At 60.0% G+C, this 24,366-nt stretch carries 24 protein-coding genes; 15 read left to right on the top strand and 9 right to left on the bottom strand.

Going from position 1 to position 24,366, the window contains the following annotated elements; translation table 11 throughout:
• Window positions 1–22: 22 nt before the first annotated feature.
• The 4 genes from IFT47_RS17350 to dksA form a co-directional block, all read right to left on the bottom strand.
• On the bottom strand, window positions 23–2,977 hold the full coding sequence (locus IFT47_RS17350) for a sensor histidine kinase (RefSeq protein WP_192174612.1): 2,955 nt from the start codon (window positions 2,975–2,977) through the stop codon (window positions 23–25).
• Window positions 2,961–3,137, bottom strand: a complete 177-nt coding sequence (locus IFT47_RS17345; RefSeq protein ID WP_002552060.1) for a hypothetical protein — start codon at window positions 3,135–3,137, stop codon at window positions 2,961–2,963. The genes IFT47_RS17350 and IFT47_RS17345 overlap by 17 nt, the downstream gene beginning before the upstream one ends.
• Window positions 3,138–3,258: 121 nt before the next feature.
• Window positions 3,259–4,146: a tRNA glutamyl-Q(34) synthetase GluQRS gene (gene gluQRS, locus IFT47_RS17340; protein WP_192174613.1), complete on the bottom strand. Its 888-nt coding sequence runs from the start codon at window positions 4,144–4,146 to the stop codon at window positions 3,259–3,261.
• Window positions 4,147–4,323: 177 nt separating this feature from the next.
• The gene (gene dksA, locus IFT47_RS17335) at window positions 4,324–4,767 is read right to left on the bottom strand and encodes an RNA polymerase-binding protein DksA (protein ID WP_065988293.1); all 444 of its coding nucleotides are present in this window, start codon (window positions 4,765–4,767) and stop codon (window positions 4,324–4,326) included.
• Window positions 4,768–5,117: 350 nt separating this feature from the next.
• Between dksA and IFT47_RS17330 the strand changes: the two genes are divergently transcribed.
• Entirely contained in the window at window positions 5,118–6,290 is a 1,173-nt protein-coding gene (locus IFT47_RS17330; RefSeq protein ID WP_192174614.1) for a pyridoxal phosphate-dependent aminotransferase, read from the top strand.
• On the top strand, window positions 6,290–7,033 hold the full coding sequence (gene sfsA, locus IFT47_RS17325; protein WP_192174615.1) for a DNA/RNA nuclease SfsA: 744 nt from the start codon (window positions 6,290–6,292) through the stop codon (window positions 7,031–7,033). The genes IFT47_RS17330 and sfsA overlap by 1 nt, the downstream gene beginning before the upstream one ends.
• On the opposite strand, the gene IFT47_RS17320 is transcribed toward sfsA, so the two are convergent.
• Window positions 7,011–7,340 carry a Rieske (2Fe-2S) protein gene (locus IFT47_RS17320; RefSeq protein WP_192174633.1) on the bottom strand — a complete coding sequence of 110 codons (330 nt, stop codon included), beginning with the start codon at window positions 7,338–7,340 and terminating at the stop codon, window positions 7,011–7,013. The genes sfsA and IFT47_RS17320 overlap by 23 nt on opposite strands.
• A 169-nt stretch (window positions 7,341–7,509) precedes the next feature.
• On the opposite strand from IFT47_RS17320, the gene IFT47_RS17315 reads away from it, so the two are divergent.
• The 4 genes from IFT47_RS17315 (at window position 7,510) to deoC (ending at window position 11,172) form a co-directional block, all read left to right on the top strand.
• The gene (locus tag IFT47_RS17315; protein WP_192174616.1) at window positions 7,510–8,403 is read left to right on the top strand and encodes a heme/hemin ABC transporter substrate-binding protein; all 894 of its coding nucleotides are present in this window, start codon (window positions 7,510–7,512) and stop codon (window positions 8,401–8,403) included.
• Between the two features lie 50 nt (window positions 8,404–8,453).
• Window positions 8,454–9,437 (top strand): FecCD family ABC transporter permease, encoded by a 984-nt coding sequence (locus IFT47_RS17310; protein ID WP_192174634.1) that lies wholly within the window; start codon window positions 8,454–8,456, stop codon window positions 9,435–9,437.
• Window positions 9,437–10,204, top strand: coding sequence for a heme ABC transporter ATP-binding protein (locus IFT47_RS17305; RefSeq protein ID WP_192174617.1), 768 nt, complete (start codon window positions 9,437–9,439; stop codon window positions 10,202–10,204). Before IFT47_RS17310 ends, IFT47_RS17305 begins: the two co-directional genes overlap by 1 nt.
• A 191-nt stretch (window positions 10,205–10,395) precedes the next feature.
• A complete protein-coding gene (gene deoC / locus IFT47_RS17300) occupies window positions 10,396–11,172 on the top strand; it encodes a deoxyribose-phosphate aldolase (RefSeq protein ID WP_192174618.1) in 777 nt (258 codons plus the stop codon).
• 190 nt (window positions 11,173–11,362) lie between these two features.
• Here the strand turns inward: deoC and IFT47_RS17295 are convergent, their stop codons facing one another.
• The 3 genes from IFT47_RS17295 to IFT47_RS17285 form a co-directional block, all read right to left on the bottom strand.
• Window positions 11,363–11,641, bottom strand: coding sequence for a TfoX/Sxy family protein (locus tag IFT47_RS17295; protein WP_192174619.1), 279 nt, complete (start codon window positions 11,639–11,641; stop codon window positions 11,363–11,365).
• Between the two features lie 242 nt (window positions 11,642–11,883).
• Window positions 11,884–12,228: a pentapeptide repeat-containing protein gene (locus IFT47_RS17290; protein WP_192174620.1), complete on the bottom strand. Its 345-nt coding sequence runs from the start codon at window positions 12,226–12,228 to the stop codon at window positions 11,884–11,886.
• 102 nt (window positions 12,229–12,330) lie between these two features.
• A complete protein-coding gene (locus IFT47_RS17285; RefSeq protein WP_192174621.1) occupies window positions 12,331–13,866 on the bottom strand; it encodes an AAA family ATPase in 1,536 nt (511 codons plus the stop codon).
• 133 nt (window positions 13,867–13,999) lie between these two features.
• Here IFT47_RS17285 and mrcB point away from each other — a divergent pair, with 133 nt between their 5' ends.
• The 3 genes from mrcB to IFT47_RS17270 are packed head-to-tail and all read left to right on the top strand — an operon-like array spanning window position 14,000 to window position 17,430.
• Window positions 14,000–16,321 carry a penicillin-binding protein 1B gene (gene mrcB / locus IFT47_RS17280; protein ID WP_192174622.1) on the top strand — a complete coding sequence of 774 codons (2,322 nt, stop codon included), beginning with the start codon at window positions 14,000–14,002 and terminating at the stop codon, window positions 16,319–16,321.
• 31 nt (window positions 16,322–16,352) lie between these two features.
• Entirely contained in the window at window positions 16,353–17,108 is a 756-nt protein-coding gene (locus IFT47_RS17275) for a hypothetical protein (protein ID WP_192174623.1), read from the top strand.
• The gene (locus IFT47_RS17270) at window positions 17,101–17,430 is read left to right on the top strand and encodes a YqcC family protein (RefSeq protein WP_192174624.1); all 330 of its coding nucleotides are present in this window, start codon (window positions 17,101–17,103) and stop codon (window positions 17,428–17,430) included. Before IFT47_RS17275 ends, IFT47_RS17270 begins: the two co-directional genes overlap by 8 nt.
• Before the next feature lie 3 nt (window positions 17,431–17,433).
• Here the strand turns inward: IFT47_RS17270 and IFT47_RS17265 are convergent, their stop codons facing one another.
• Window positions 17,434–17,862 carry a DUF4124 domain-containing protein gene (locus IFT47_RS17265; RefSeq protein ID WP_192174625.1) on the bottom strand — a complete coding sequence of 143 codons (429 nt, stop codon included), beginning with the start codon at window positions 17,860–17,862 and terminating at the stop codon, window positions 17,434–17,436.
• A gap of 411 nt (window positions 17,863–18,273) precedes the next feature.
• On the opposite strand from IFT47_RS17265, the gene IFT47_RS17260 reads away from it, so the two are divergent.
• From IFT47_RS17260 to msrQ, 6 genes are all read left to right on the top strand, one after another.
• On the top strand, window positions 18,274–19,998 hold the full coding sequence (locus tag IFT47_RS17260) for an acetolactate synthase 3 large subunit (protein WP_192174626.1): 1,725 nt from the start codon (window positions 18,274–18,276) through the stop codon (window positions 19,996–19,998).
• 2 nt (window positions 19,999–20,000) lie between these two features.
• Window positions 20,001–20,492, top strand: coding sequence for an acetolactate synthase small subunit (gene ilvN / locus IFT47_RS17255; RefSeq protein WP_093469284.1), 492 nt, complete (start codon window positions 20,001–20,003; stop codon window positions 20,490–20,492).
• Window positions 20,493–20,538: 46 nt separating this feature from the next.
• Window positions 20,539–21,555 carry a ketol-acid reductoisomerase gene (ilvC, locus tag IFT47_RS17250; protein ID WP_037018564.1) on the top strand — a complete coding sequence of 339 codons (1,017 nt, stop codon included), beginning with the start codon at window positions 20,539–20,541 and terminating at the stop codon, window positions 21,553–21,555.
• Window positions 21,556–21,702: 147 nt separating this feature from the next.
• Window positions 21,703–22,551 carry a CDP-diacylglycerol--serine O-phosphatidyltransferase gene (gene pssA / locus IFT47_RS17245; RefSeq protein WP_192174627.1) on the top strand — a complete coding sequence of 283 codons (849 nt, stop codon included), beginning with the start codon at window positions 21,703–21,705 and terminating at the stop codon, window positions 22,549–22,551.
• Between the two features lie 71 nt (window positions 22,552–22,622).
• Complete coding sequence (gene msrP, locus IFT47_RS17240; RefSeq protein WP_192174628.1) at window positions 22,623–23,636, top strand: protein-methionine-sulfoxide reductase catalytic subunit MsrP; 1,014 nt, start codon at window positions 22,623–22,625, stop codon at window positions 23,634–23,636.
• On the top strand, window positions 23,636–24,256 hold the full coding sequence (gene msrQ / locus IFT47_RS17235) for a protein-methionine-sulfoxide reductase heme-binding subunit MsrQ (RefSeq protein WP_192174629.1): 621 nt from the start codon (window positions 23,636–23,638) through the stop codon (window positions 24,254–24,256). Before msrP ends, msrQ begins: the two co-directional genes overlap by 1 nt.
• The last annotated feature ends 110 nt before the right edge of the window (window positions 24,257–24,366 follow it).

The raw sequence follows: 24,366 nt of genomic DNA, 5'->3' as shown, positions 1-24,366 counted from the left end.
TGATTCGGTTCTCTCGACGGTCTCAGTTCACGGCGGACGTCGCTTCGACATGTCGCGGTAAGGTCACCCGAATTCGGGTTCCGCGTTGGTGCTCGGGGTCAGCCGGGCTGTCGATGGTGATTTGTCCATAATGCTCTTCAACGATGGAATAGACCAGCGCGAGCCCCAGTCCTGTTCCTTCGCCCGGATCCTTGGTGGTGAAGAAAGGTTCGAACAAGCGGTCCATGATGGCTTTCGGAATGCCGCTGCCTTCGTCTTCCACGATCAGGTCGACCGTGTGTTCGGAAGCCTCGCTTTTCACCCGTACCGCACTGCCGGCGGGCGATGCGTCGCGGGCGTTTGACAGCAGGTTGATCAACACCTGTGCGAGCCGCTGTGGATCGCCGTCCACCCAGTGGTTCGGGTTGCACAGGTTATAGAACTGCACTTCGAAATTGCGCCGGTTCAACGCCAGCAGACCAATGGCATCCTGCGCCACCTCTGCCAGGCACACCGGTTCGTCGGCGTGTTGATGTCCGCCCGCATGGGCGAAGCTCATCAGCGACTGCACGATGCGGGAAACGCGTTTGGTCTGCTCGATGATCTGGCTGCTGATTTCCGTCAACTCGGCGTCTTCTTCGCGTTCTTCGCGCAGGTTCTGCGCCAGGCAGGCGATGCCGGTGATCGGGTTGCCGATTTCGTGGGCAACCCCGGCAGCCAGTCGACCAATGCTCGCAAGACGCTCGGAGTGCACCAGTTTGTCTTCCAGCATCTGCGTATCAGTCAGGTCTTCGACCAGAATCACCAGCCCGCTGTTGCCCGGCGCAAGCGGCTCATCAATGGCCGCCTTGTGCAGGTTGAGCCAGCGAGTCTGACCGTCGAGGCCTAGGCGCTGCTTATGCAAGTGCTCGTCCGGGACATTGATGAACCCCAGCAGCAGCTGCTTCCAGGGATCAACGATGGTTTCGAGCCGTGACCCGACAACGCGCTGAGCGCCGATACCGGTCAGCTCCTCCATGGCTTTGTTCCACATCAGGATCTCCTGATCCTTGGCTAGGGAACACACGCCCATCGGCAACTCTTGCAGGGTCTGGCGGTGATAACGGCGCAGGGCGTCGAGCTCGGCAGCCAGGCCGGTGAGGCGGGAGTGGTAATCCTCAAGGCGGCTTTCGATGAAGTGAATATCCTCGGTGACATAGTTCTCACTGCCGGACTTGTAAGGCAGAAACGTCTCAACCATATCCTGCGCCACACTTGGCCCCATCAGCCCTGAAAGGTTGGCTTCGATACGGTCGCGCAAACGCCGCAGTGCGTAAGGCCGGCGCTCGTCGAACGGCAGATAAAGGTCCCGCAGCGCCTGTTCGACTTCCTTCTGCGCAGCTTTCGCGCCCAGGGGTTTGGCCAGTTGAGTGGCGAACTCCTGGGGTGAAGCGGCATGAAGCTCGCGACGCTGTGGGCGGCGAACGTTGTCCACCGCGCAGGCCTCGGCCGCACTCGCCTCTTCGGGACTGGGATTGCTGAACAGCGAAATCAGGGTGAACACCAGCACGTTGGCCGCCAGGGAAGCGATCGCTGCCATGTGCCAGCTGGTGTCATCCAGCACGTAAATCATGTTCAGCAGCGGGATGTAGAACCCCTGGAAGTCGCCGATCAGCGGCAGCAACATGCTGATGGTCCAGACCGCGATGCCGGCAATGAGGCCAGCCATGAAGCCGCGTCGGTTAGCCGCCGGCCAGTACAGCACCGATAGCACGCCGGGAAGGAACTGCAATGTCGCAACGAACGCGACGATGCCCAGATTCGCCAGATTCTGCTTGGCGCCGAGCAACAGATAAAAGCCAAAGCCGGCCATGATGATCGCGACAATCAGCCCGCGACGGGTCCATTTCAGCCAGCGATAGATATTGCCTTCGGCAGGCGGCTGGTAAAGCGGCAGCACCAGGTGGTTCAGCGCCATGCCGGACAGCGCCAGGGTGGTGACGATGATCAGCCCGCTCGCCGCAGAAAGCCCGCCGATATAGCCGAGCAAGGCCAGGGTCTTGCTGTGGGCGGCGATGCCAATACCCAAAGTGAAATATTCAGGGCTGGTGGTGGCGCCCAGTTTCAAACCGGCCCACAGCACCAGGGGTACCGCCAGGCTCATCAGCAGCAGAAACAGTGGCAGACCCCAACTGGCGCTGACCAGCGAGCGCGGATTGAGGTTTTCGGTAAAGGTCATGTGATACATGTGCGGCATCACGATGGCCGAGGCGAAGAACACCAGCAGGAGCGTACGCCACGGGCCTTCCTGCAGTGGCGTGTGCAAAGCCGCCAGTGCGCTCTGGTTTTGCAGCAGCCATTGCTCAAGGCTCTGCGGCCCATCGAACACGCCATACAGCGCGTACAGACCGATGCCGCCGATGGCGACCAGCTTGATGACCGACTCGAAGGCGATGGCGAATACCAGCCCTTCGTGTTTTTCCCGCGTGGCGATGTGGCGCGAGCCGAAGAAGATGGTGAACAGCGTGATCAGCACGCAGAACGCAAAAGCCACGTAGTTGCGCACCGGCTCCCGGGTCAGAATGCCGATGGAGTCGGCAACGGCCTGGATCTGCAGTGCCAGCAACGGCAAAACGCCGATCAGCATGAAGATGGTGGTCAGTGCACCCGCCCAGGTGCTGCGAAAGCGGAAGGCGAACAGATCGGCCAGTGACGAGAGCTGGTAGGTGCGGGTGATCTTGAGAATGGGGTAGAGCAGGACGGGGGCGAGCAGGAAAGCGCCGGACACGCCCAGGTAACTCGACAGAAAACCGTAGCCGTATTCGTAAGCCAGCCCCACCGTGCCGTAAAACGCCCACGCACTGGCGTAGACGCCAAGCGACAGCGTGTAGGTCAGGGGGTGACGAATGATCCAGCGCGGGATCAGGCCACGTTCGCTGATCCAGGCAACGCCGAACAGCACCGTCAGGTAGGCGGCACTGACCAGAATCATCTGGGTCAGGCTAAAGCTCATCGGCATCTCGTTGGCTCTGCAGAATGAAGGTCACTACGATCAGGATCAGCCACAGCATGTACGGCCGGTACCAGGCGCCGGTGGCATCGATCCACCAGTCCATGATGGCCGGGGAAAACAGGTAGATACCCACCACCAGCAGCAGGACCAATCGATAAATATACATTTGGCCTCCCAGGTTGACTGACCAGAAGATGACGGAGCGGCATGGTAACGGATGGCGATGGGGCTGCAAGCGACGTTTCCGCCAGCTTTGTGCTGCCTCCCTGTGAATCGGCTGCGCGAGCTCAGTCTATTCGAGCTTCCTCGATATAGCCCAGGCGGGGTATCGAATCGGCATTCCAGTGGGCAATTGCCCAATCCAGTACCTCTCGGGGCGTAGCGTGTTTCAGTTCATCCGGCGTCTTTTGCCCCAGCGCGCGCAGCCCTCGAAGCAGCAACGGCGTGGCCTGATCGGACGGCAGGGGTGGCGAACGGTAGGATTTGCCCAGTTTATGGCCGTCGGGTTGGGTGATCAGAGGCACATGAAGGTAGCGCGGTTGCGGCAGGCCCAGCAGTTCCTGCAGGTACAGCTGACGTGGCGTGGAGTCGAGCAGATCAGCGCCGCGTACGATGTCGGTCACGCCCTGCCAGCCGTCGTCGAGGACCACCGCCAGTTGGTAGGCGTAAAAGCCGTCGCGGCGACGAATGATGAAATCGCCCGCGTCGCGCCCCAGATGTTGCCGAAACTCGCCCTGCGCGCGGTCTTCGAAGCGGTATTCCAGCTCAGGCACCCGAATGCGGATGGCCGCGTCTTCGGGTGAGTGCCCGGCGTTCCGGCAAAAACCCGGGTAAATGCCGTTGTAGCCTTCCAGTTGCTTGCGCGAACAGGTGCAGGCGTAAGCGAGCCCATGGCTGAACCACTGATGGATGATCGCCTGATAAGCATCATGCCGGTCGCTTTGCCTCACCAGTTCGCCGTCCCATTCGAACCCGTACGCTTCCAGCGTCTGGAGTATCCCCGCCTGGGCACCCGGAACCTCGCGGGGAGGGTCGAGATCTTCCATGCGCATCAGCCATTTTCCGCCGACCGAACGGGCGTCGAGATAGGAGGCCAGCGCTGCGACCAGAGAGCCGAAGTGCAGATAACCGCTGGGGGTCGGCGCAAAGCGCCCTATATAAGAAGGGGTTTTCATGGGCGCTGATGGTACTGGAAATAAAACGTACGAAATACCGGACGACCTGTCGTGCAGTGTGGGAAAACGCGACGCCCCCGTAGGGCGCTTTCCAGCCCACACCGTCGGGTGCTCGGCCGGTCAATGCGGGGAAACAAAAAAGGACGCCGAGGCGTCCTTTTTACTGGATCAACAGGATCACTTACCGACCTGTTTTTCCTTGATTTCAGCGAGGCTTTTGCAGTCAACGCACATGTCGGCCGTTGGACGGGCCTCAAGGCGCTTGATACCGATCTCGACGCCGCACGATTCGCACCAGCCGTATTCCTTGTCCTGAATCAGCTGCAGCGTCTTGTCGATCTTCTTGATCAACTTGCGCTCACGATCGCGGGCGCGCAGTTCCAGCGCGAACTCTTCTTCCTGGCTTGCACGGTCTGCAGGGTCAGGGAAGTTAGCCGCCTCGTCCTTCATGTGAACAACCGTGCGGTCAACTTCTACCATCAACTCCTGTTTCCACTTGGACAGGATCTTGGTGAAGTGCTTGCGCATGGGGTCGCCCATGTATTCCTCACCCTTCGTCGCGACGTAGGGTTCGAAACCACTGATTGCCGGGGTGCTCTTTTGCTTTTCTTCGGTGGGCATGAACGGACCGCCTCTCACTCTTCTAAGCCATTACACAGGTTAAGATCCATCGCCGACACCTGCCGGCCCTGCGGCTGCAAGCGGGCGAACTTACCAGATCGAATCGGAGCGCGCTACTCCCGGTTGTCGAGGATGGCCCGCAGCACGCACGTGGACTATGACCGCAGCCTGAGCGCCCGGTTTTATCTATTTTCCACAGCCCTGAGTTTAGTGCCTGCGGCGCGAGCGCCCGGTTTTCTGGACTGTCGGCTGCAAGTCGCTCCTGCTCAGGCCGATAAACGCTGTAGCCCGCCCGGGCGGATGAGTAGAATCGGCGACTTATCTCGCCACCCCTCACCAAAGGAAGGCCCATGCCACAGCCCTACAGTGCGCGCAGCCGCGCCATCGAACCCTTTCATGTCATGGCGCTGCTGGCGCGGGCCAATGAACTGCAAGCGGCGGGGCATGACGTTATCCACCTGGAGATCGGCGAGCCGGATTTCACCACGGCCGAGCCGATCATCAAGGCCGGTCAGGCGGCGTTGGCCGCTGGCAAGACCCGTTACACGGCGGCCCGTGGTCTGCCGGAACTGCGCGAGGCCATCTCGGGCTTTTACGCTCAGCGTTACGGCGTGAACGTCGATCCGGGCAGAATTTTGATTACGCCAGGCGGTTCGGGTGCCCTGCTACTGGCGGCAAGTCTGCTGGTCGATCCTGGCAAACACTGGCTGCTGGCCGATCCGGGTTACCCGTGCAACCGGCATTTTCTGCGTCTTGTGGAGGGGGCTGCGCAGTTAGTGCCCGTGGGGCCGGACGTGCGTTATCAACTGACGGCCGATCTGGTCGCTCAATACTGGAACGAGGACAGCGTCGGTGCGCTGGTGGCTTCTCCGGCCAATCCGACCGGGACCTTGCTGCACCACGACGAGCTTGCCGCGCTTTCGGCGTCGCTCAAGGCGCGGGATGGCCACCTTGTGGTGGACGAGATCTATCACGGCCTGACCTACGGGATGGACGCGAGCAGCGTGCTGGAAGTCGACAATGACGCCTTTGTGCTGAATAGTTTTTCCAAGTATTTCGGCATGACCGGTTGGCGACTCGGTTGGCTGGTTGCCCCCGAGGCGGCGGTCGGTGATCTGGAAAAGCTGGCGCAGAATCTTTACATCAGCGCGCCGAGCATGGCGCAAAGTGCGGCACTCGCCTGTTTCGAGCCGCAGACCCTGGAGATCCTCGAGCAACGTCGTGCCGAGTTTGCCCGGCGTCGCGACTTCTTGCTTCCGGCGCTGCGCGAACTGGGCTTCAACATTGCCGTGGAGCCAGAAGGCGCCTTCTATCTATACGCAGACATCAGCGCGTTCGGTGGCGACGCGTTTGCGTTCTGTCATCACTTTCTGGAAACCGAGCACGTCGCATTTACTCCCGGGCTGGATTTCGGTCGGTACCGCGCCGGCCATCATGTGCGCTTCGCCTACACCCAAAGCCTGCCTCGGCTTCAGGAGGCGGTCGAGCGAATAGGTCGGGGTCTGCGGAGCTGGCAAGGCTGATGCGTTTCTCACCTCCACTTGAAGAAGGCCGGCTGATTCAGCGCTACAAGCGCTTCCTTGCCGACATCGAGACCGCCAGCGGCGAGCGGCTGACGATTCACTGTCCCAACACGGGTTCGATGTTCAATTGCATGATGCCGGGGGGGCGGGTCTGGTTCAGCCGCTCCAATGACCCCAAGCGCAAGCTGCCGGGCACTTGGGAAATTACCGAAACACCGCAGGGGCGGCTCGCCTGCGTCAACACCGCGCGCGCCAACAGGCTGGTAGAAGAAGCACTTCTGGCCGGCGTGATCACGGAATTGGAAGGGTTTACGGCGCTCAAGCGCGAGGTCGCCTATGGCCAGGAAAACAGCCGCGTCGACTTCCGTCTGGATTACCCCGATGGCCCGCTGTACCTGGAAGTCAAAAGCGTGACTTTGGGCTTTGATGACAGTCGTGTCGCTGCGTTTCCCGATGCGGTCACTCAGCGCGGCGCGAAGCACCTGCGTGAACTGGCGGCCCTGGCGCGGGAAGGCGTGCGCGCCGTGTTGCTGTACTGCGTGAACCTCACTGGCATCGATGCCGTGCGGCCCGCCGCCGAAATCGACGCGGCCTACGCCGCTGCCTTGCTTGAGGCGGCTGCGGCAGGGGTTGAAGTCCTGGCGTATGGCGTGGAGCTGACCCCTGACGAAGTGCGCATTGATCGGCGCCTTGAGATTCACCTCACGGAAACGCGCCCGCTCAGTCCGGTGCCACTGGATTGATCCAGATGCCCTGAGCGTCTTCGCCGCAGTCGATAGCCCTCAGGGATTTGTCCTCGCAAGGGCCGGCGACGCACTCGCCGTTCTCGATCAGGAACAGCGCACCGTGAGTGGCGCACTGGATCAGGCTGGCGCTGGCATCGAGAAACTCATCGGGCTGCCATTCCAGCGCCACTCCACGATGGGGACACCGATTGGCGTACACATAAACCTGACCCCCTCGCCGGACGGCCAGAATCTTGAGCTCATCAACCTCAAACCCGAGGCTTTTGCCTTCAATCAGCGCAGCGCTGTCGCACAGGTATTTCAGCGTGGTCTCCTTGGCGCTTGACGCTCAAATGCAAATAATTATCAAATGCCTGGCTGTAGCAGGCTGCGCATTCTGCCAGCAGTCAAACCCGTCAGTCGATGAACGAAATCCAGCCAGTCGCGCCTTGAGGTGATCGACTGCGCCTTCCTTTATAGAGGACGCACCTTTTATGCGCTTCACCGCCCAGCTGATCGCGATCGTGACAGGGTTGTTTATTGCCCATCTGGCAACGGCCGCGTCACCTGAGCCGCAACGCTGGGTCAGTGCCGGCGGCGCCTTGACGGAATGGATCGTCGCGCTGGGCGGGGAATCGCATCTGGTGGGCGTGGACAGCACGAGCCAGCACCCGCCATCGGTCAAATCGCTGCCGGGCATTGGCTACCAGCGGCAGTTGTCGGCGGAAGGTATTCTCACGTTGCGTCCGAAGATTCTGATAGGCACCGAAGAAATGGGGCCTCCGCCGGTCATCCAGCAATTGCGCACGGCCGGCGTGCAAGTGGAGGTGCTGTCGGCGAGTGCAGAGTTGCCTGCGCTGCGGGCCAATCTTGAAAGGCTAGGCGCGTTATTGGGCAAGGAAGGCGAGGCGCGGCAGTTGAGCGACCAATACATCCAGCGGCTCGCGGCGGAGCATGAGCGAGTGATGCAACTGAAGCGTTCCGCGCCCGGTGTTCTGTTGCTGGTCAGTCATGCAGGCAGCGCGCCGATGGTGGCTGGCGCAGGCACTGTCGGCGACTGGCTAATCGCCCAGGCGGGTGGCCGCAACCTGGCTACCCACACTGGCTATAAAGTGTTTTCCAATGAGGCACTGAGCGGGCTGAATCCTGAAGTGCTCGTTGTCAGCGATCGGGCTCAAAACGGTGTCCAGCCTCGCGAGGCATTGCTGCGTGAAAACCCACTGCTCGGGGCAACCAGGGCCGTCCGGGATAACCGCGTAATCGAGATTGACCCGACGTTACTGGTGGGCGGTCTTGGGCCTCGATTGCCGGACGCCGTGAAGTCGTTGGCAGACGCCTTCTATCCTCACGCCGCAGCGCTCAACGCCAGGGTCTCGAACGCTCAATGAAGCTTGATCTCGCCCCCAAAACGCTGTTCATCGCACTGGGCCTGGCCTGTTTGCTGGCGATATGGCTGTCCCTTGCGCTCGGGCCTGTCAGTCTGCCAATGATGGACACCTTGCGCGCGTTTCTTCATCTGGTGGGCGTGCCCGTGGCGGAGAACAACTTGCAGCAGGCGGAACTGATCGTGGGCCAGATCCGCCTGCCTCGCACGTTGCTCGGGTTGGCAGTAGGTTCAGTGCTCGCCTTGTCCGGCGTCGCGATGCAGGGTCTGTTCCGCAACCCCTTGGCGGATCCCGGTCTGGTCGGGGTTTCCAGTGGCGCGGCATTGGGGGCGGCGGTAGCCATCGTCGCCGGAGCATCCCTGGGAGGTTTGCCTGAGGTGTTCCAGCCGTATCTGCTGTCCATCTGCGCCTTCGCCGGTGGGCTTGGTGTTACCGCAATCGTCTATCGGCTCGGACGCCGCGATGGCCGAACCAGCGTCAGCACCATGCTGCTGGCGGGGGTGGCGATGACCGCGCTGGCCGGTTCGATCATCGGCCTGTTCACGTATCTGGCCGATGACGCCAGCCTCCGGACGCTGACGTTCTGGAATCTGGGCACGCTCAACGGCGCCAGTTATGCCCGGCTCTGGCCTCTTTTGCTGGTTTGCGTGGCAGTGATTCTCTGGCTGCCGCGCCGAGCCAAGGCGCTCAATGCGTTGCTGCTGGGAGAATCGGAGGCGCGTCACCTGGGCATCGAGGTCGAACGCCTCAAGCGTGAGCTGATTTTGTGCATCGCCCTCGGCGTGGGGGCCGCCGTTGCGGCGGCGGGGCTGATCGGTTTCGTCGGTCTCATCGTGCCGCACCTGGTGCGACTGCTGACCGGGCCGGACCACCGCGTTGTTCTTCCCGCCTCGGCGCTGGCAGGCGCCACGCTGCTGCTCTTCGCGGACATCTTCGCCCGACTGGTGATGGCCCCTGCGGAGCTGCCGATCGGGATTGTCACCGTGTTCATTGGCGCGCCGTTTTTTCTATTCCTGCTGGTTCGAGGGCCTAGCTGATGTTGATCGCCAATGACTTGGGCATCATGCGTGATGGCAAACAGGTGGTCGCCAACATCGACTTGGCATTGGCGCCCGGTCAGATGCTTGGCGTGCTGGGCCCCAATGGTGCAGGGAAAAGTACGCTGATGGCTGCCCTGTGCGGCGAGCTTGCCCCGACCCACGGCCAGGTGTTGCTGGACGACATTCCCCTCAATCAGTGGCGTGGCCCCGAGCGGGCGCGGCGGCTGGCTGTACTGCCGCAGAGTTCGACGTTGAGCTTCGCGTTCAAGGTCGAGGAAGTGGTTGCGATGGGCCGCTTGCCCCATGACAGCGGTCAGCAGCGTGACGGGGAAATTATCCAGTACGCTCTTGCGGCCGCCGATGGGCTTCACCTACTGGGTCGCAGCTATTTGACGCTGTCGGGGGGCGAGCGTCAGCGCGTCCATCTGGCGCGAGTGCTGGCTCAGGTGTGGCCCGGCGAGGAGGGCCAGATCCTTCTGCTGGACGAGCCGACCTCGGCGCTCGACCCGCTGCATCAGCACACCACGCTGCTAGCGGTTCGCGCGTTCGCCGACCGTGGCGGCGCGGTAATGGTGATCCTGCATGACTTGAATCTGGCCGCCCGTTATTGCGATCACCTGTTGTTGCTGAATCTGGGGCGGGCACATCTATCCGGCACACCCCAGCAAGTGCTGAAGCCTGAAGCGCTGAAGTCGGTATTCGGCCTGGATGTTCTGGTACAGCCCCATCCCGAGCGTGGGCATCCGCTGGTGATCGCTCGCTGAAATGGGGCTCGGATCAACCGGCATAAGTTGCCCTTGTCAACGCAGCAGCCCCATTTTCGATGCCCGTGCGGGCAACGTCCTTCGGACAATTCTTGTAATCACGTAGGCCTGCTCTTTTGCGTCTTTGTGACCGTTCAGGCACAGCCGTTCTCGATTATCGTCGCCCCAGGCAAAGACATTGAGGGTGTGTGATGAACGACCTAAACGAAGCAATTGACGTGTATGAGGTCGAAGCGTCGCTGGCGCAACTGGCTGTTGGACTGATGGAATTGGCGTCGTTGAATGCCGACGACACGCCTGAAAAGATTATTGCGTTGTGTCATCGAGCTCTGACACCTGTGGGGCATGTTGCCGCCGTCTGCGTAATGCCCAGATTCGCAGGACTGGCGCGGCGCACGCTCGACAGGCTTCATGCGCGGGAGATCAAGGTCGTGGCCGCGGTCAATTTCCCCAGCGGTTCGCCTTCTGTCAGCTCCGCCGAGTCGGAAACCCAGGCGGCAATCCTTGCGGGCGCCGACGAAATCGATCTTGTTTATCCCTTCCATGCGCTACTGGGCGGGGACAGGCAGATCGGCGCAGACATCATCAGTGCCTGCAAAGCCAGGTGTGCTCGGGCAGCATTGACCGTCACGCTGGAAACCGGCGTGCTGCGTGATCCGCAGGTCATTCACGGTGCAAGCTGTGTGGCGATTGAGGAGGGCGCCAATTTTCTGAAAACCAGCACGGGCAAACACATCATCAACGCAACGCCCCAGGCCAGCCGAATTTTGATTGCGGCCATCGCCGAGTCAGGCGCCCATGTGGGCATCAACGTTTCCGGAAATGTGCGGACCCTCGATGAAGCGCGGGTGCACATGGATCTGGTCAGGGCACGATTCGGCCCCCGCTGGCTTGAGCAGGGGAGACTGCGGCTCGGGGCGACCAGCCTGCTGGATGATCTGATGGTCCGTCTGGGTGTGGGCCATTAAATCGCAGGCAAAAAAAGACCCGGCAAAGAGCCGGGTCAAAAACCGTGATTAGCCTGATGAGGAGATAATCTGAGAGTCCGAACCAAGGAGCCTTTCAGGTTATCGGCCAGTCTCGCGACCGGATGTGATAATCATAGTGATTCTCATTTGTAAGTCAACAGTGTTCTGCAGACTATTTTGCTGTGCGAGCTCAGCGTTCCCCGATTGCCCCAGGGCTCACGTTCCTCAATTCGGTGTCCAGGGAATCTTTGTATTCTTGAGGCAGCTCGCTCCAAAGGCGATTTGACAACGCGCCCTCGAGTGAATACAGCAGCGCTTTGGATGCTCGGAAACCCCTGACCTTGATGGCCCGGTAGGCCTGGATTGCGCCAAGACGGCGCAGGTCGGCGACAGTGTGAATGCCCGCAGCGTGAAGCCATTGAACCGAGGTCTTGCCAAGATTCTTCATCCCCAGTAACTCATCGTCCATGATTGCAGCCCTTTCCAGTCATTCCGTGTAATAACTTCTCCGTAGGCTCGACACAAACTGAAAAGGCGAGCCATGCCCTTGAGCGTAGACGACCTCGAGTCAGGCTGCGGGAGAATGTCAGCGGAACGCGGGCCACGCCGCCGAACGGTAGGGGTCAGGTGAGGAGGAAAGGCGAGCACGGGCCCGGCACGGCGGCGCATGCGGGGCGAGGCATAGAGCGAGGTTTGGCGGCTGTGATGAGGTTAGCGGGTGCGATAGCGCAGGCGCGTACCGAAATTGACCGACATGAGGATTTCGTCAGCACTGAGCTCTGGCGGGAAGTACGCCCCGGATATCTGCGCGTGGGCGATGCTTGCACCCTCGAGCCTGGTTGTCCGGAAGTCAACGCCACGCAGGTCCGCAGATCTGAAGTAGGCGTCGCTGAAATCGACCTCCTCAGCGTTGAGTTCACGCAGGTCTAGACCACGGAAATCCCCAGCCGAAAGATCGACAGGGCCCTGCTTGGGCCGTTCGAGGTTGAAGGCGGTCACGTCGTCTTTTCGCAGCAATGCGAACAGAGGCGAGTCGAGCTGCTTGGGCTGGTTCATCTGACGTCTCCTTTGTTGGAATTCTGACGCCACTATAATGCCACTAGTGGCGAGCCGTGAAGCGATATCCTTCACGACTCGACCACTGGTTTGGCCGGCGTGTTACAGGCCCGGCAGATGCTGACGGATGTCCGCGACCAGCTTGTCCAGATCGCCGCTGACGTTGGTCTCGACGTGCCGGCTGCGCAGTATCTCGTCGGCGGTCAGCGCTTCGCGACTGGCCAGCTGCGCTTCAATGACTTCCATCGTTGCGTCGGAAGGGTCCTGATTCTGTGCCCGACGTTGCGCCAGCCATCCCTCGATAACTGCCTTTGGCGCAGCGCAATCAATGATCAGGAAAGGAACGCCCATCGCCTCGGCAATCTGCGCGGCTGCCTGACGCTGTGCGAGCTTCAGATAAGTTGCGTCGATGACCACCGGCAAGCCTGCGCGGAGCACGACACCGGCCAGCTCGTTCAGGCGCTGATAGGTGGCGGCACTGACATCGGCGGAATACAGGTCGTTATGGTCGGCAAATACACGCTTGCGCTCGACATCCGAACGCAGGCGGATAGCACCCAGCGCTTCCACCAGCCGCATCGCGACCTGGCTTTTCCCGACCGCAGAAACGCCATGGGTGATGGCCAGAAAATTGGACGGGATCGCGCTGTAGCTCTCGGCCAGGTTGGCGTAGTTACGATACTGGCGCAGGGTTGCGGCGCGCTGCACCTGGTCAGCATCGGCATTCAGGCTGAACAGCGCCACTTTGGCGCGGACCAGTGCGCGGTAGGCTTTGTAGAAATTCAGCAGCTGCAGGCCCGCGTAGTCGCCGGTCAGCTCCAGGTACTGGCTGACGAATCGACGGGACAGGCTTTTCAGGCCGCGATCCTCAAGGTCCATGGCCAGGAAGCCGATGTCCGCATAGACGTCTGTCATGCGGAAGGGCTCGTTGAATTCGATGCAGTCGAAAATCACGACCTTGCCATCGATCAGCGTTGCGTTGCCCAAGTGGATGTCGCCATGGCACTCGCGGACAAACCCGTCCAGCTTGCGCTGGTTCATCAATGGCTTGAGGCGCTCGAAGCTGGTGTTGGCCCACGCTTCCAGCGCTTCCAGCTGAATGAGGTCAGACTTTTCGCTGAGGAAGGGCAGAATCTGCTCAAAGTTCTGCGTGACCGGCGCCATGACGCTGTCAGCACTGCCGAGTGGGTTTTCCATCGGGACTTTGGGCGATTTGAGATGAAACTCGGCGATCTGCCGTGCCATGTCGTCGATGTGCGCGGTGGTCAGTTCGCCTTTGGCTTGCAAGGTGCTGAGCAGGCCGTCCTGCGGGAACTGGCGCATTTTCAGCACGTACTCGATCGCTTCGCCTTCACCATTCAGCTGCGGAGCGTCGATACTGCCGGTGACAGGCAGCACTTCCAGGTACAGATCCTCCGTCAGGCGCTGGTTGAGCATTAGCTCCTGCTCACAGAAATGCTTACGCGCCGACAGGCTGGTGAAGTCCAGAAAGCCAAAATTGACCGGCTTCTTCATCTTGTAAACGTAAGGGCCGGTAAGCAGCACCCAGGAAATATGCGTCTCGATGACCTGAAACTGTTCGACCGGGTGAGGAAACAGGGCGGGGTTTTGCAGCGCGGCTATCAGTGTCTGGCTCACGGACGATCCTTGAAAGGTGATAAGTCGATAGAGAAGTAGCGAAAGGCGGCCATTATGGCCGCTACAGACATTGCTGCAAACCGCTTAAAGGGTGGTCTGTCGGGGGCTTTGAAAGTGCGTATAATCCGCCGCCATGACCCGATCCCGCACCCCGAAAAAATCCCCCAAACCCACCAACAGCCGCCTGCGCAGCCTGTTGGGCTGGGCCCTGAAACTCAGTCTTGTCGGGCTGGTGATCCTTGGCTGCTTCGCCGTTTACCTGGATTCCATCGTCCAGGAAAAATTCTCCGGCAAGCGCTGGACCATTCCGGCCAAGGTATATGCGCGACCGCTGGAGCTGTTCGTCGGCCAGAAGCTTTCACGCGACGACTTCCTTCTGGAGCTCGATGCGCTGGGCTATCGCCGCGAAGCCGTGGCCAACGGGCCGGGCGCTGCTGCGGTCAACGGCAACAATGTCGATCTCAACACCCGCGGCTTCCAGTTTTATGAAGGCGCTGATCCGGCACAGCAGATCCATGTGCGCTTCTCCGGCGATTACGTCGCGGAACTGACCGCCGCCAATGGCGCCAAGCTGGCTGTTGCGCGGCTTGAGCCTCTGATGATCGGCGGCTTGTACCCGAAGAATCTCGAAGACCGGATTCTGATCAAACTCGATCAGGCGCCGCCTTATTTGCTCGACACCCTCGTCACCGTCGAAGACCGCGATTTCTACCATCACTTTGGGGTATCGCCAAAGGGGATCGTGCGCGCTTTCTGGATCAACGCATCCGCTGGCCAGATGCGCCAGGGCGGATCGACGCTGACTCAGCAACTGGTCAAGAACTTCTACCTGACCAACGAGCGCAGCATCACCCGCAAGCTGACCGAAGCGATGATGGCTGTTCTGCTGGAGATCCATTACAGCAAGCAGGAAATTCTCGAGGCTTATCTGAACGAAGTGTTCGTCGGTCAGGACGGTCAGCGTGCGGTTCACGGTTTTGGTCTGGCGAGTCAGTATTTCTTCAGCCAGCCGCTGTCGGAACTGAAGCTGCATCAGGTCGCCTTGCTCGTCGGCCTGGTCAAAGGGCCGTCGTATTACAACCCGCGCCGCAACCCGGAGCGTGCGCTGGAACGGCGTAATCTGGTTCTCGATCTGCTGGAACAGCAGGGTGTCGCCACGCCGGAAGTGGTGGCGGCGGCGAAGAAAATGCCGCTGGGCGTGAGCAAAGTCGGATCGCTGGCCGACAGCTCGTTTCCGGACTTCCTTGATCTGGTCAAACGCCAACTCCGTCAGGACTACCGCGATGAAGACTTGACCGAGGAAGGCCTGCGGATCTTCACCAGCTTCGACCCGATTCTGCAGATGAAATCCGAAGCCGCCGTGCGCGAAAGCTTCGCCAAGATTTCGGGCCGAAAAGGCGCGGACGAGATGGAAACGGCCATGGTCGTCACCAATCCGGAAACCGGCGAAGTCCAGGCGCTGATCGGCAGCCGCCAGGCAGGCTTCGCCGGTTTCAACCGAGCGCTGGATGCCGTTCGGCCGATTGGGTCGTTGGTCAAACCGGCCATCTACCTCACCGCACTCGAACGTCCGCAGCAATACACGCTGACCAGTTGGGTACCCGATGAACCCTTTCAGGTGAAAGGCGCCGACGGCCAGATCTGGAAGCCGCAGAACTACGATCACAAAGCCCACGGCAATATTTTCCTGTATCAGGGCCTTGCGCATTCCTACAACCTGTCCAGCGCGAAGCTGGGTCTGGACCTGGGCATTCCGAATGTCTTCAAAACCCTGACAAAGCTGGGCGTGACCCGCGAGTGGCCGGCTTTCCCGTCGATGCTCCTGGGGGCTGGCGCGCTGACGCCGATCGAGGTGGCGACGATGTATCAGACCATCGCCAGCGGCGGCTTCAATACGCCATTGCGCGGGATTCGCAGCGTACTGACTGCAGAAGGGGAGCCGCTCAAGCGCTACCCATTCCAGATTCAACAACGTTTCGACCCGGGTTCGATCTATCTGCTGCAGAACGCCATGCAGCGGGTGATGCGCGAAGGCACGGGTAAATCGGTGTACAACGTGCTGCCGAGCACCCTGAATCTGGCGGGCAAGTCGGGCACCACCAACGATTCCCGCGACAGCTGGTTTGCCGGTTTCAGTCAGGATTTGCTGGCGATCGTCTGGATGGGCCGCGACGACAACGGCAAGACGCCGTTCACTGGGGCCACCGGCGCCTTGCAGATCTGGACCAGCTTCATGAAGAAGGCCGATCCGCTGCCGCTGGACATGGCGATGCCCGATAACGTCGTGCAGGCCTGGGTCAATGCCAGTACTGGTGAAGGCACCGACGCCAGCTGCCCGAACGCCGTACAGATGCCGTATATTCGCGGCAGTGAGCCGCAACCCGGCCCGACCTGCGGCGGTGCAGCAGCGCCTGCCGATTCGGTAATGGACTGGGTCAAGGGCTGGTTGAACTAAGCCTGGTTGAATCAAGCAAAGAGGAAGTGACGTGAACAAGTGGTGGATTCCGGCTTTAACGGCTCTGGCTTTGCTCAACGGCTGCGCGTCCCAGACGCGCAGTGCGATTCCGGTGGTGGACTCAGGGTCACGCGTTTCAAACGGCGAACGTGTTTCGTCGACACGCAACAACACCTACCGCGCGCCCGTGCAGGCGCCAGCGCAGTCCCAATCGATCCAGGAAGATTCCGGTGTCACGGTCATGGTGCCCGGCGGCGCCAACGCCAGTGGCGCGCCGATATCGACGTTCGTGCCGCCCACCACGGCGCCGATCAGTACCGCTCCGATTAGCACGTCGCCGGTCAATCAGGCTCCGGTGAACAACACGTACACACCGCCGCCAGCGACCAGCAATACCTACAACATGCCGGCGTCGGCGCCGACTGGCATTCCGTCTGCGTCCAGCGGCGGATTATCGGAAGACGAGCAACTCGATGGCCCGGTGCTGGCCTTGCTGACCACCGCTCAGCAACAGCAATCCGGTGGTGACCTCAACGGCGCGGCGTCAAGCCTTGAGCGGGCGCAGCGCGTTGCTCCCCGTGAGCCACAGGTCCTTTACCGTCTGGCGCAAGTGCGTCTGGCTCAGGGCGATGCGCCTCAGGCCGAGCAACTGGCGCGTCGCGGTCTGACCTACGCCAATGGCCGTGCCAGCCTTCAAGCCAGTCTTTGGGGGTTGATTGCCCAGTCGCGTGAAAAACAGGGTGACGCCGCCGGCGCGGCGCTGGCGCGGCAGAAAGCCAATGGATAAACGCTTCCCGAAAATCGCCGACCAGTTGCTGTTGATCGAGCGGGAGTTGCGAGTGCTGGGATGGTGGAAGGATGTGCCGCCCAGCGATGAGTCGCTGTCCAGCCGTGAACCCTTCTGCGTCGACACGCTGGATTTTGATCAGTGGTTGCAATGGATCTTCCTGCCGCGCATGAAGATCATCCTTGAGCGTGATCTGCCATTGCCCACGGCATCCGGTATTCTGGAAATGGCCGAGATGGTGTACGCCAGCCGTATCGGGGAAGCGCGCGAGTTGCTTGCCCTGCTGAAAGGCTTTGACCGCCTGATCACAGAGGCGGTCTGACCCTCAGTTGCATTGATCGTCGAGGTACTTCTTGACCTCGGCAATGCGAGCCTGGCGCTCCTCTTCCGTGAACCGCCTGAACTCGCCGTTCACCTCCTGTCGTACCCGAGGGTTGTTCTGCAGTTGGGCAAGGTTGGTGCGCTGCTCGTCACACGCCTCTTTAAGCTTCGCTTCCTGAACGGCGACCTGCTTCTTGACCTTGGCATCGACCGCCTCCTGCTCCCGTACCCCGTCCTGGTTCTGTGGCGGCGGGGCAGGGGGTGCGGCGACGGGGCTCGCTGTATTGATTTCCTGTGCTGCCTGCCCGGCAGGCGGCTGGGCGTCGAAATGCGTGACGCCCTGAGCGTCGACCCATTTGTATATCTGCGCGGCCTGGCTTACCGCCGGGGCGACGGCAAGTGTCAGCGTCGCTGCAAGCATCATCCAGCGCATTCCCGGTTCCTTACTTCTGTGGCATTGGCCGGAAACCTATCACAAGCGCGGCGCCACGACCTCATTCGGTGCCTTTTGGCGGACTGCGGACGAAGAAAGCGCATCGATGACTTGACTTGCGGGGGGCGAATCCGAACAATCCAAAGTTCGCTGTAGAGGGACTGCCAGAAGCAGACCGTCTCGGTAGATCATGAGGCGCACACCCGCGCCGACCCGTAACACCCGCAACGCGTTACCTCGCGCTGGGTGGGAAGACCCCGAAACACTTAAAGGGGCGATCCCAATACTTGCTCAGTCAGTGCTGACGTAGTCGGCGACCACCGTCGCTCATGCTCTGCTTTGCAGTAAACCTATTAAGACCCGTCTCCTCGCTTGTGTGGACGGTATTCTGGCGTTTTAGAGGTGAACAACGTGGAGCTTTTATCTGGCGCTGAAATGGTCGTCCGCTTTTTGCGTGACGAAGGCGTAGAGCATATCTACGGGTACCCTGGCGGTGCCCTCCTGCATATATATGACGCGCTGTTCAAAGAACCGGCTGTGAGCCACATCCTCGTTCGTCACGAACAGGCCGCGACTCACATGGCGGACGGGTACGCCCGCGCCACCGGCAAGGCAGGTGTCGTACTGGTGACGTCGGGTCCCGGAGCAACCAACGCCATCACCGGCATCGCCACCGCGTACATGGACTCGATTCCCATGGTGGTGCTGTCCGGCCAGGTCCCGAGCAACATGGTCGGTACCGACGCGTTTCAGGAAACCGACATGATCGGTATCTCCCGGCCGATCGTGAAGCACAGCTTCATGATCAAGCACCCGTCGGAAATCCCGGAAGTCCTGAAAAAGGCGTTCTACCTCGCCCAATCCGGTCGTCCTGGTCCTGTCGTTGTCGATATCCCGAAAGACATGACCAACCCGGCGGAAAAGTTCGAATACATCTTCCCCAAGAAAGCCAAGCTGCGTTCCTACAGCCCGGCGGTCCGTGGCCACTCCGGCCAGATCCGCAAAGCCGTGGAAATGCTGGTCGCGGCCAAACGCCCGGTCATCTATGCCGGTGGCGGTGTGATCATGGGCAACGGTTCGGCGCCATTGACCGAACTGGCGCAGCAATTGAACGCCCCGGTCACCAACACGCTGATGGGGCTTGGTGCCTACCCGGGCACTGATCGCCAGTTCGTCGGCATGCTGGGGATGCATGGCAGCTACACCGCCAACCTGGCGATGCACCACGCCGACGTGATCCTTGCGGTCGGCGCACGTTTCGACGATCGCGTCATCAACGGCCCGGCCAAGTTCTGCCCGAACGCCAAAATCATTCACGTCGACATCGACCCTGCTTCCATCTCCAAAACCATCAAGGCCGACGTGCCTATCGTTGGTCCGGTGGAAAGCGTCCTGACCGAAATGGTTGCGACCCTCAAAGAGCTTGCCGAAACCCCAAACAAGGATTCGGTCGAGACGTGGTGGAAGCAGATCGAAGAGTGGCGCGCCGGCGGTGACCTGTTCCCGTACAACCGTGGCGACGGAAGCGTCATCAAGCCGCAGACCGTGATCGAGACGCTGTGCGAAGTGACCAAAGGCGATGCCTACGTCACCTCCGACGTGGGTCAGCACCAGATGTTCGCGGCTCAGTACTATCGCTTCAACAAACCCAATCGCTGGATCAACTCCGGCGGTCTCGGCACGATGGGTTTTGGCCTGCCTGCCGCGATGGGCGTTGCGCTGAGTTTCCCGAATGACAATGTCGCCTGCGTCACCGGCGAAGGCAGCATTCAGATGAACATTCAGGAGCTGTCGACCTGCCTGCAGTACAACCTGCCGGTGAAGATCATCCTGCTCAACAATGGCGTGCTCGGCATGGTCCGTCAGTGGCAGGACATGAGCTACAGCGGCCGTCACTCGCACTCCTACATGGAGTCGCTGCCTGACTTCGTGAAGCTGGTCGAGGCCTACGGTCATGTCGGCATGCGCATCACCGATCTCAAGGACCTGAAGCCAAAGATGGAAGAAGCGTTCGCCATGAAAGATCGCCTGGTGTTCCTCGACATCCAGGTCGACGTCAGCGAGCACGTTTATCCGATGCAGATCAGAGACGGGTCCATGCGTGACATGTGGCTGAGCAAGACGGAGCGGACATAACCATGCGCCACATCATTTCGCTATTGCTGGAAAACGAACCGGGCGCGCTGTCTCGTGTGGTCGGCCTGTTTTCGCAGCGCAATTACAACATCGAGAGCCTGACAGTGGCGCCAACCGAGGACCCGACTCTCTCGCGTCTGACGCTGACCACCGTTGGCCATGATGAAGTAATCGAGCAAATCACCAAGAACCTCAACAAGCTGGTCGAGGTGGTCAAGCTTGTCGATCTGTCGGAAAGCGCCCACATCGAGCGCGAGCTGATGCTGATCAAGGTGAAAGCCACTGGCGCACAACGTGCCGAGATCAAGCGTACCACCGACATCTTTCGCGGCCAGATCGTCGACGTCTCCAGCAGCGTCTATACCGTGCAGTTGACCGGGACAAGCGACAAGCTGGACAGCTTCATCCAGGCGATTGGCACCACCGCCATTCTGGAAACCGTACGAAGCGGCGTCACGGGCATTGCCCGCGGCGACAAAGTGCTGAGCATCTAACCTAATTTTGCAAATGGCCTTGCGGCCAAGTTATCAGGGGAATTTCATGAAAGTTTATTACGACAAAGACTGCGACCTTTCGATCATCCAGGGCAAAAAAGTTGCCATCATCGGTTACGGTTCTCAGGGCCACGCTCAAGCGTGCAACCTGAAAGACTCCGGCGTTGATGTCACCGTTGGCCTGCGCAAGGGTTCGGCCACTGTCGCCAAAGCTGAAGCTCACGGCCTGAAAGTGACCGACGTGGCTTCCGCTGTCGCCGCTGCAGACCTGGTCATGATCCTGACCCCGGACGAATTCCAGTCCCAGCTGTACAAGAACGAAATCGAGCCGAACATCAAGAAGGGCGCAACACTGGCCTTCTCCCACGGCTTCGCTATTCACTACAACCAGGTAGTTCCGCGTGCCGACCTCGACGTGATCATGATCGCGCCAAAAGCACCGGGCCACACCGTGCGTACCGAGTTCGTCAAAGGCGGTGGCATCCCTGATCTGATCGCCGTTTATCAGGATGCTTCGGGCAACGCCAAGAACGTCGCACTGTCGTACGCGTCGGGTGTTGGCGGCGGTCGTACCGGCATCATCGAAACCACGTTCAAGGACGAGACCGAAACCGACCTGTTCGGCGAGCAAGCCGTTCTGTGCGGCGGTACCGTTGAACTGGTCAAAGCCGGTTTCGAAACCCTGGTGGAAGCCGGCTACGCGCCGGAAATGGCTTACTTCGAGTGCCTGCACGAGCTGAAGCTGATCGTCGACCTCATGTACGAAGGCGGGATCGCCAACATGAACTACTCGATCTCCAACAACGCCGAATACGGCGAGTACGTGACCGGCCCGGAAGTCATCAACGCCGAATCCCGTCAGGCCATGCGCAATGCTCTGAAGCGCATCCAGGACGGCGAATACGCGAAGATGTTCATCGCCGAGGGCGCCAGTGGCTACCCTTCGATGACCGCCAAGCGTCGTAACAACAAGGCGCATGGTCTGGAAATCATTGGTGAGCAACTGCGCTCGATGATGCCTTGGATCGCCAAGAACAAAATCGTCGACCAAGCCAAGAACTAAGATCACAGATCAGTTCTTGCAGGAAAAAACGCGGCCTTCGGGTCGCGTTTTTTCGTTATGGGGGCTCATCTGGTATAAAGCTGCATCGTTTGTCGGCCCAGAGGCCACAAGCATTTGTCGAAATTTTTCAGCTGCAAGGTATTGTCCATGAGCGAACGTCCCGAAGAGCCGAACAAGGCTTCTGACGCCGAAAGCCTGCTACCGATCGATGAACACATTGAAGAGGGCCATGACGCCGAAGGGCGCCAGGTCCGTCATCGCGGCATCTACCTGCTGCCCAATCTGTTCACCACCGCGAATCTGTTCGCCGGCTTCTACGCAATCATCAGCGCCATGAGTGCGCAGAGCGCATTGAGTGCAGGTGATCAGGTGAGCGCGAGTAAATACTTTGCGTTTTCCGCCATCGCCATCTTCGTTGCAATGGTCCTGGACGGTCTGGATGGCCGCGTCGCGCGGATGACCAACACCCAGAGCGCATTCGGCGCAGAGTATGACTCGCTGTCCGACATGGTCGCTTTTGGCGTGGCGCCGGCGTTGTTGGCATTTGGCTGGGCGCTGGGCGACATGGGCAAGGTCGGCTGGATGGTCGCCTTCATCTATGTCGCGGGCGCAGCATTGCGTCTGGCGCGCTTCAACACTCAGGTAGGCAAGGCGGACAAGCGTTACTTCATAGGGCTGGCAAGTCCTGCCGCGGCGGGCGTAGTCGCAGGCACCGTCTGGGCCTTCAGCGATTACGGCATTCAGGGGTCGAAATTGTCGTTCCTGGTCGCTCTATTGGTTGCTGCTGCCGGGATGCTGATGGTCAGCAACATCAAATACAACAGTTTCAAAGAGCTGGATCTCAAGGGGCGAGTGCCGTTTGTTGCGATCCTCGCGGTGGTTCTGGTGTTTGCCGTCGTGTTCAGTGATCCTCCGCGTATTCTGCTGCTGATATTCCTCGGCTACGCAGCGTCTGGTCCGATCCAGTACCTGCTGCGTCTGCGTCGCCAGAGGTAGTTAGTCGGCCTGCATTTCCCGCATACTCCGCAGCTATAGATGCTTCAGTTCTCTATAACTGCGGAGTCATCATGCTGATCAAGATCCCTTCCACATCTGATTGCAAAGAATCGGATGTCACGCCCGAATCCATTTATCTCTCTCGCCGCGCGTTGCTCGGCAGCTCACTTGCAGGGCTCGCCGTCAGTGCGATGCCTCGTTGGGCCCAAGCCGAGGAAGCCTCGCGCTACGCCGACGTTGAAGCCGGCGCCGCGCCGGACTGGTTCAAAGGCAAATTGCCTGCGACCAAGTGGCAAGCCGTTACCGTCAAGGACGAGACGATCACGCCGTTCAAGGATGCGACCCACTACAACAACTTCTACGAATTCGGCACCGACAAGGGCGATCCTGCGCAAAACGCCGGCTCCCTGAAAACCGAGCCGTGGAGCGTTGTCATCGACGGGGAGGTGGCCAAGCCTGGCCGCTACGCGCTTGAAGACTTCATGAAGCCTTATCAGCTGGAGGAGCGTATCTATCGTTTACGCTGCGTGGAGGCGTGGTCGATGGTTATCCCTTGGTTGGGTTTCCCGATCTCCGAGCTGCTCAAGCAGGTTGAACCCACGGCGAATGCCAAATACATCCGCTTCGAAACGCTGCAGGACCCGAAGACCATGCCTGGCCAGCGCTCCGGCTTTGCATTGATCGACTGGCCTTATGTAGAAGGTCTGCGCCTGGATGAGGCGATGAATCCCCTCGCGATTCTGGCGGTGGGCATGTATGGACGGGAGCTGCCCAATCAGAACGGCGCGCCGCTGCGTCTGATCGTGCCTTGGAAATACGGATTTAAAAGCGCGAAGTCCATCGTGCGCATCAGCCTGACGAGCGAGCAGCCGAAAACCACGTGGCAAAGCATTGCGGCAAGCGAGTACGGTTTTTATGCCAATGTGAACCCGACGGTTGACCACCCCCGTTGGACCCAAGCGCACGAGCGACGTTTGCCTAGCGGGCTGTTCAGCCCGAATATTCGCCAGACCGAGATGTTCAATGGGTATGGGGAGCAGGTTGCCTCTCTTTATACAGGCCTGGATCTCCGGAAAAACTATTGATGCGCTTCATCTACTGGCGAGTGTCGGTCTTCATCGCAGCAGCGTTAGTCCCCATGTATTGGCTTTACCAGGCGTGGATTTTTGCTTTGGGGCCGGATCCCGGGAAAGTGCTTGTTAATCGCTTGGGCCTCGGAACATTGACCCTGCTTTTGATCACGCTGGCGATGACCCCATTGCAGCGCACGACGGGCTGGCCCGGATGGATCGCTGTTCGCCGGCAGCTGGGGCTGTGGTGTTTCACCTATGTGTCGCTGCACATGCTGGGTTATGGCTTCTTTATCCTTGGATTCGACTGGGCGCAATTGGGCGTTGAACTCGTCAAGCGGCCGTACATCATTGTCGGGGCGCTGGGTTTTCTGGGTCTGTTGTCGCTGGCGGTTACTTCCAATCGCTATAGCCAGCGCCGTTTGGGAGTGCGTTGGAAGAAGCTGCATCGGCTCAGTTACCTGATTTTGGGGCTCGGTTTGCTCCATATGCTTTGGATTGTGCGGGCGGATCTGAAGGAGTGGGCTATATATGCAACGATCGGCGCACTGCTTCTTGTGCTTAGGATCCCCGTAATTGCTGGGCGTATCCAGCGTCGTCGGGCCAAGAGCAGCAACGTTGCCACCAAAGTTTAAATAAGTGCTTGACGCTCCTCTGGATCTGTCTATAATTCGCCCCACTTCCGGCGCAGACGAAACGGAAAACTCCTTGATAATCAACGAGTTGGACGAAGTAAGCAGCGAGG

Origin of the sequence: Pseudomonas sp. CFBP 13711 (assembly GCF_014842265.1) — a bacterium.
Lineage (GTDB): Bacteria > Pseudomonadota > Gammaproteobacteria > Pseudomonadales > Pseudomonadaceae > Aquipseudomonas.
Note: the sequence above shows the minus strand (reverse complement) of the source record. Positions and strands in the feature narration are given on the sequence as shown.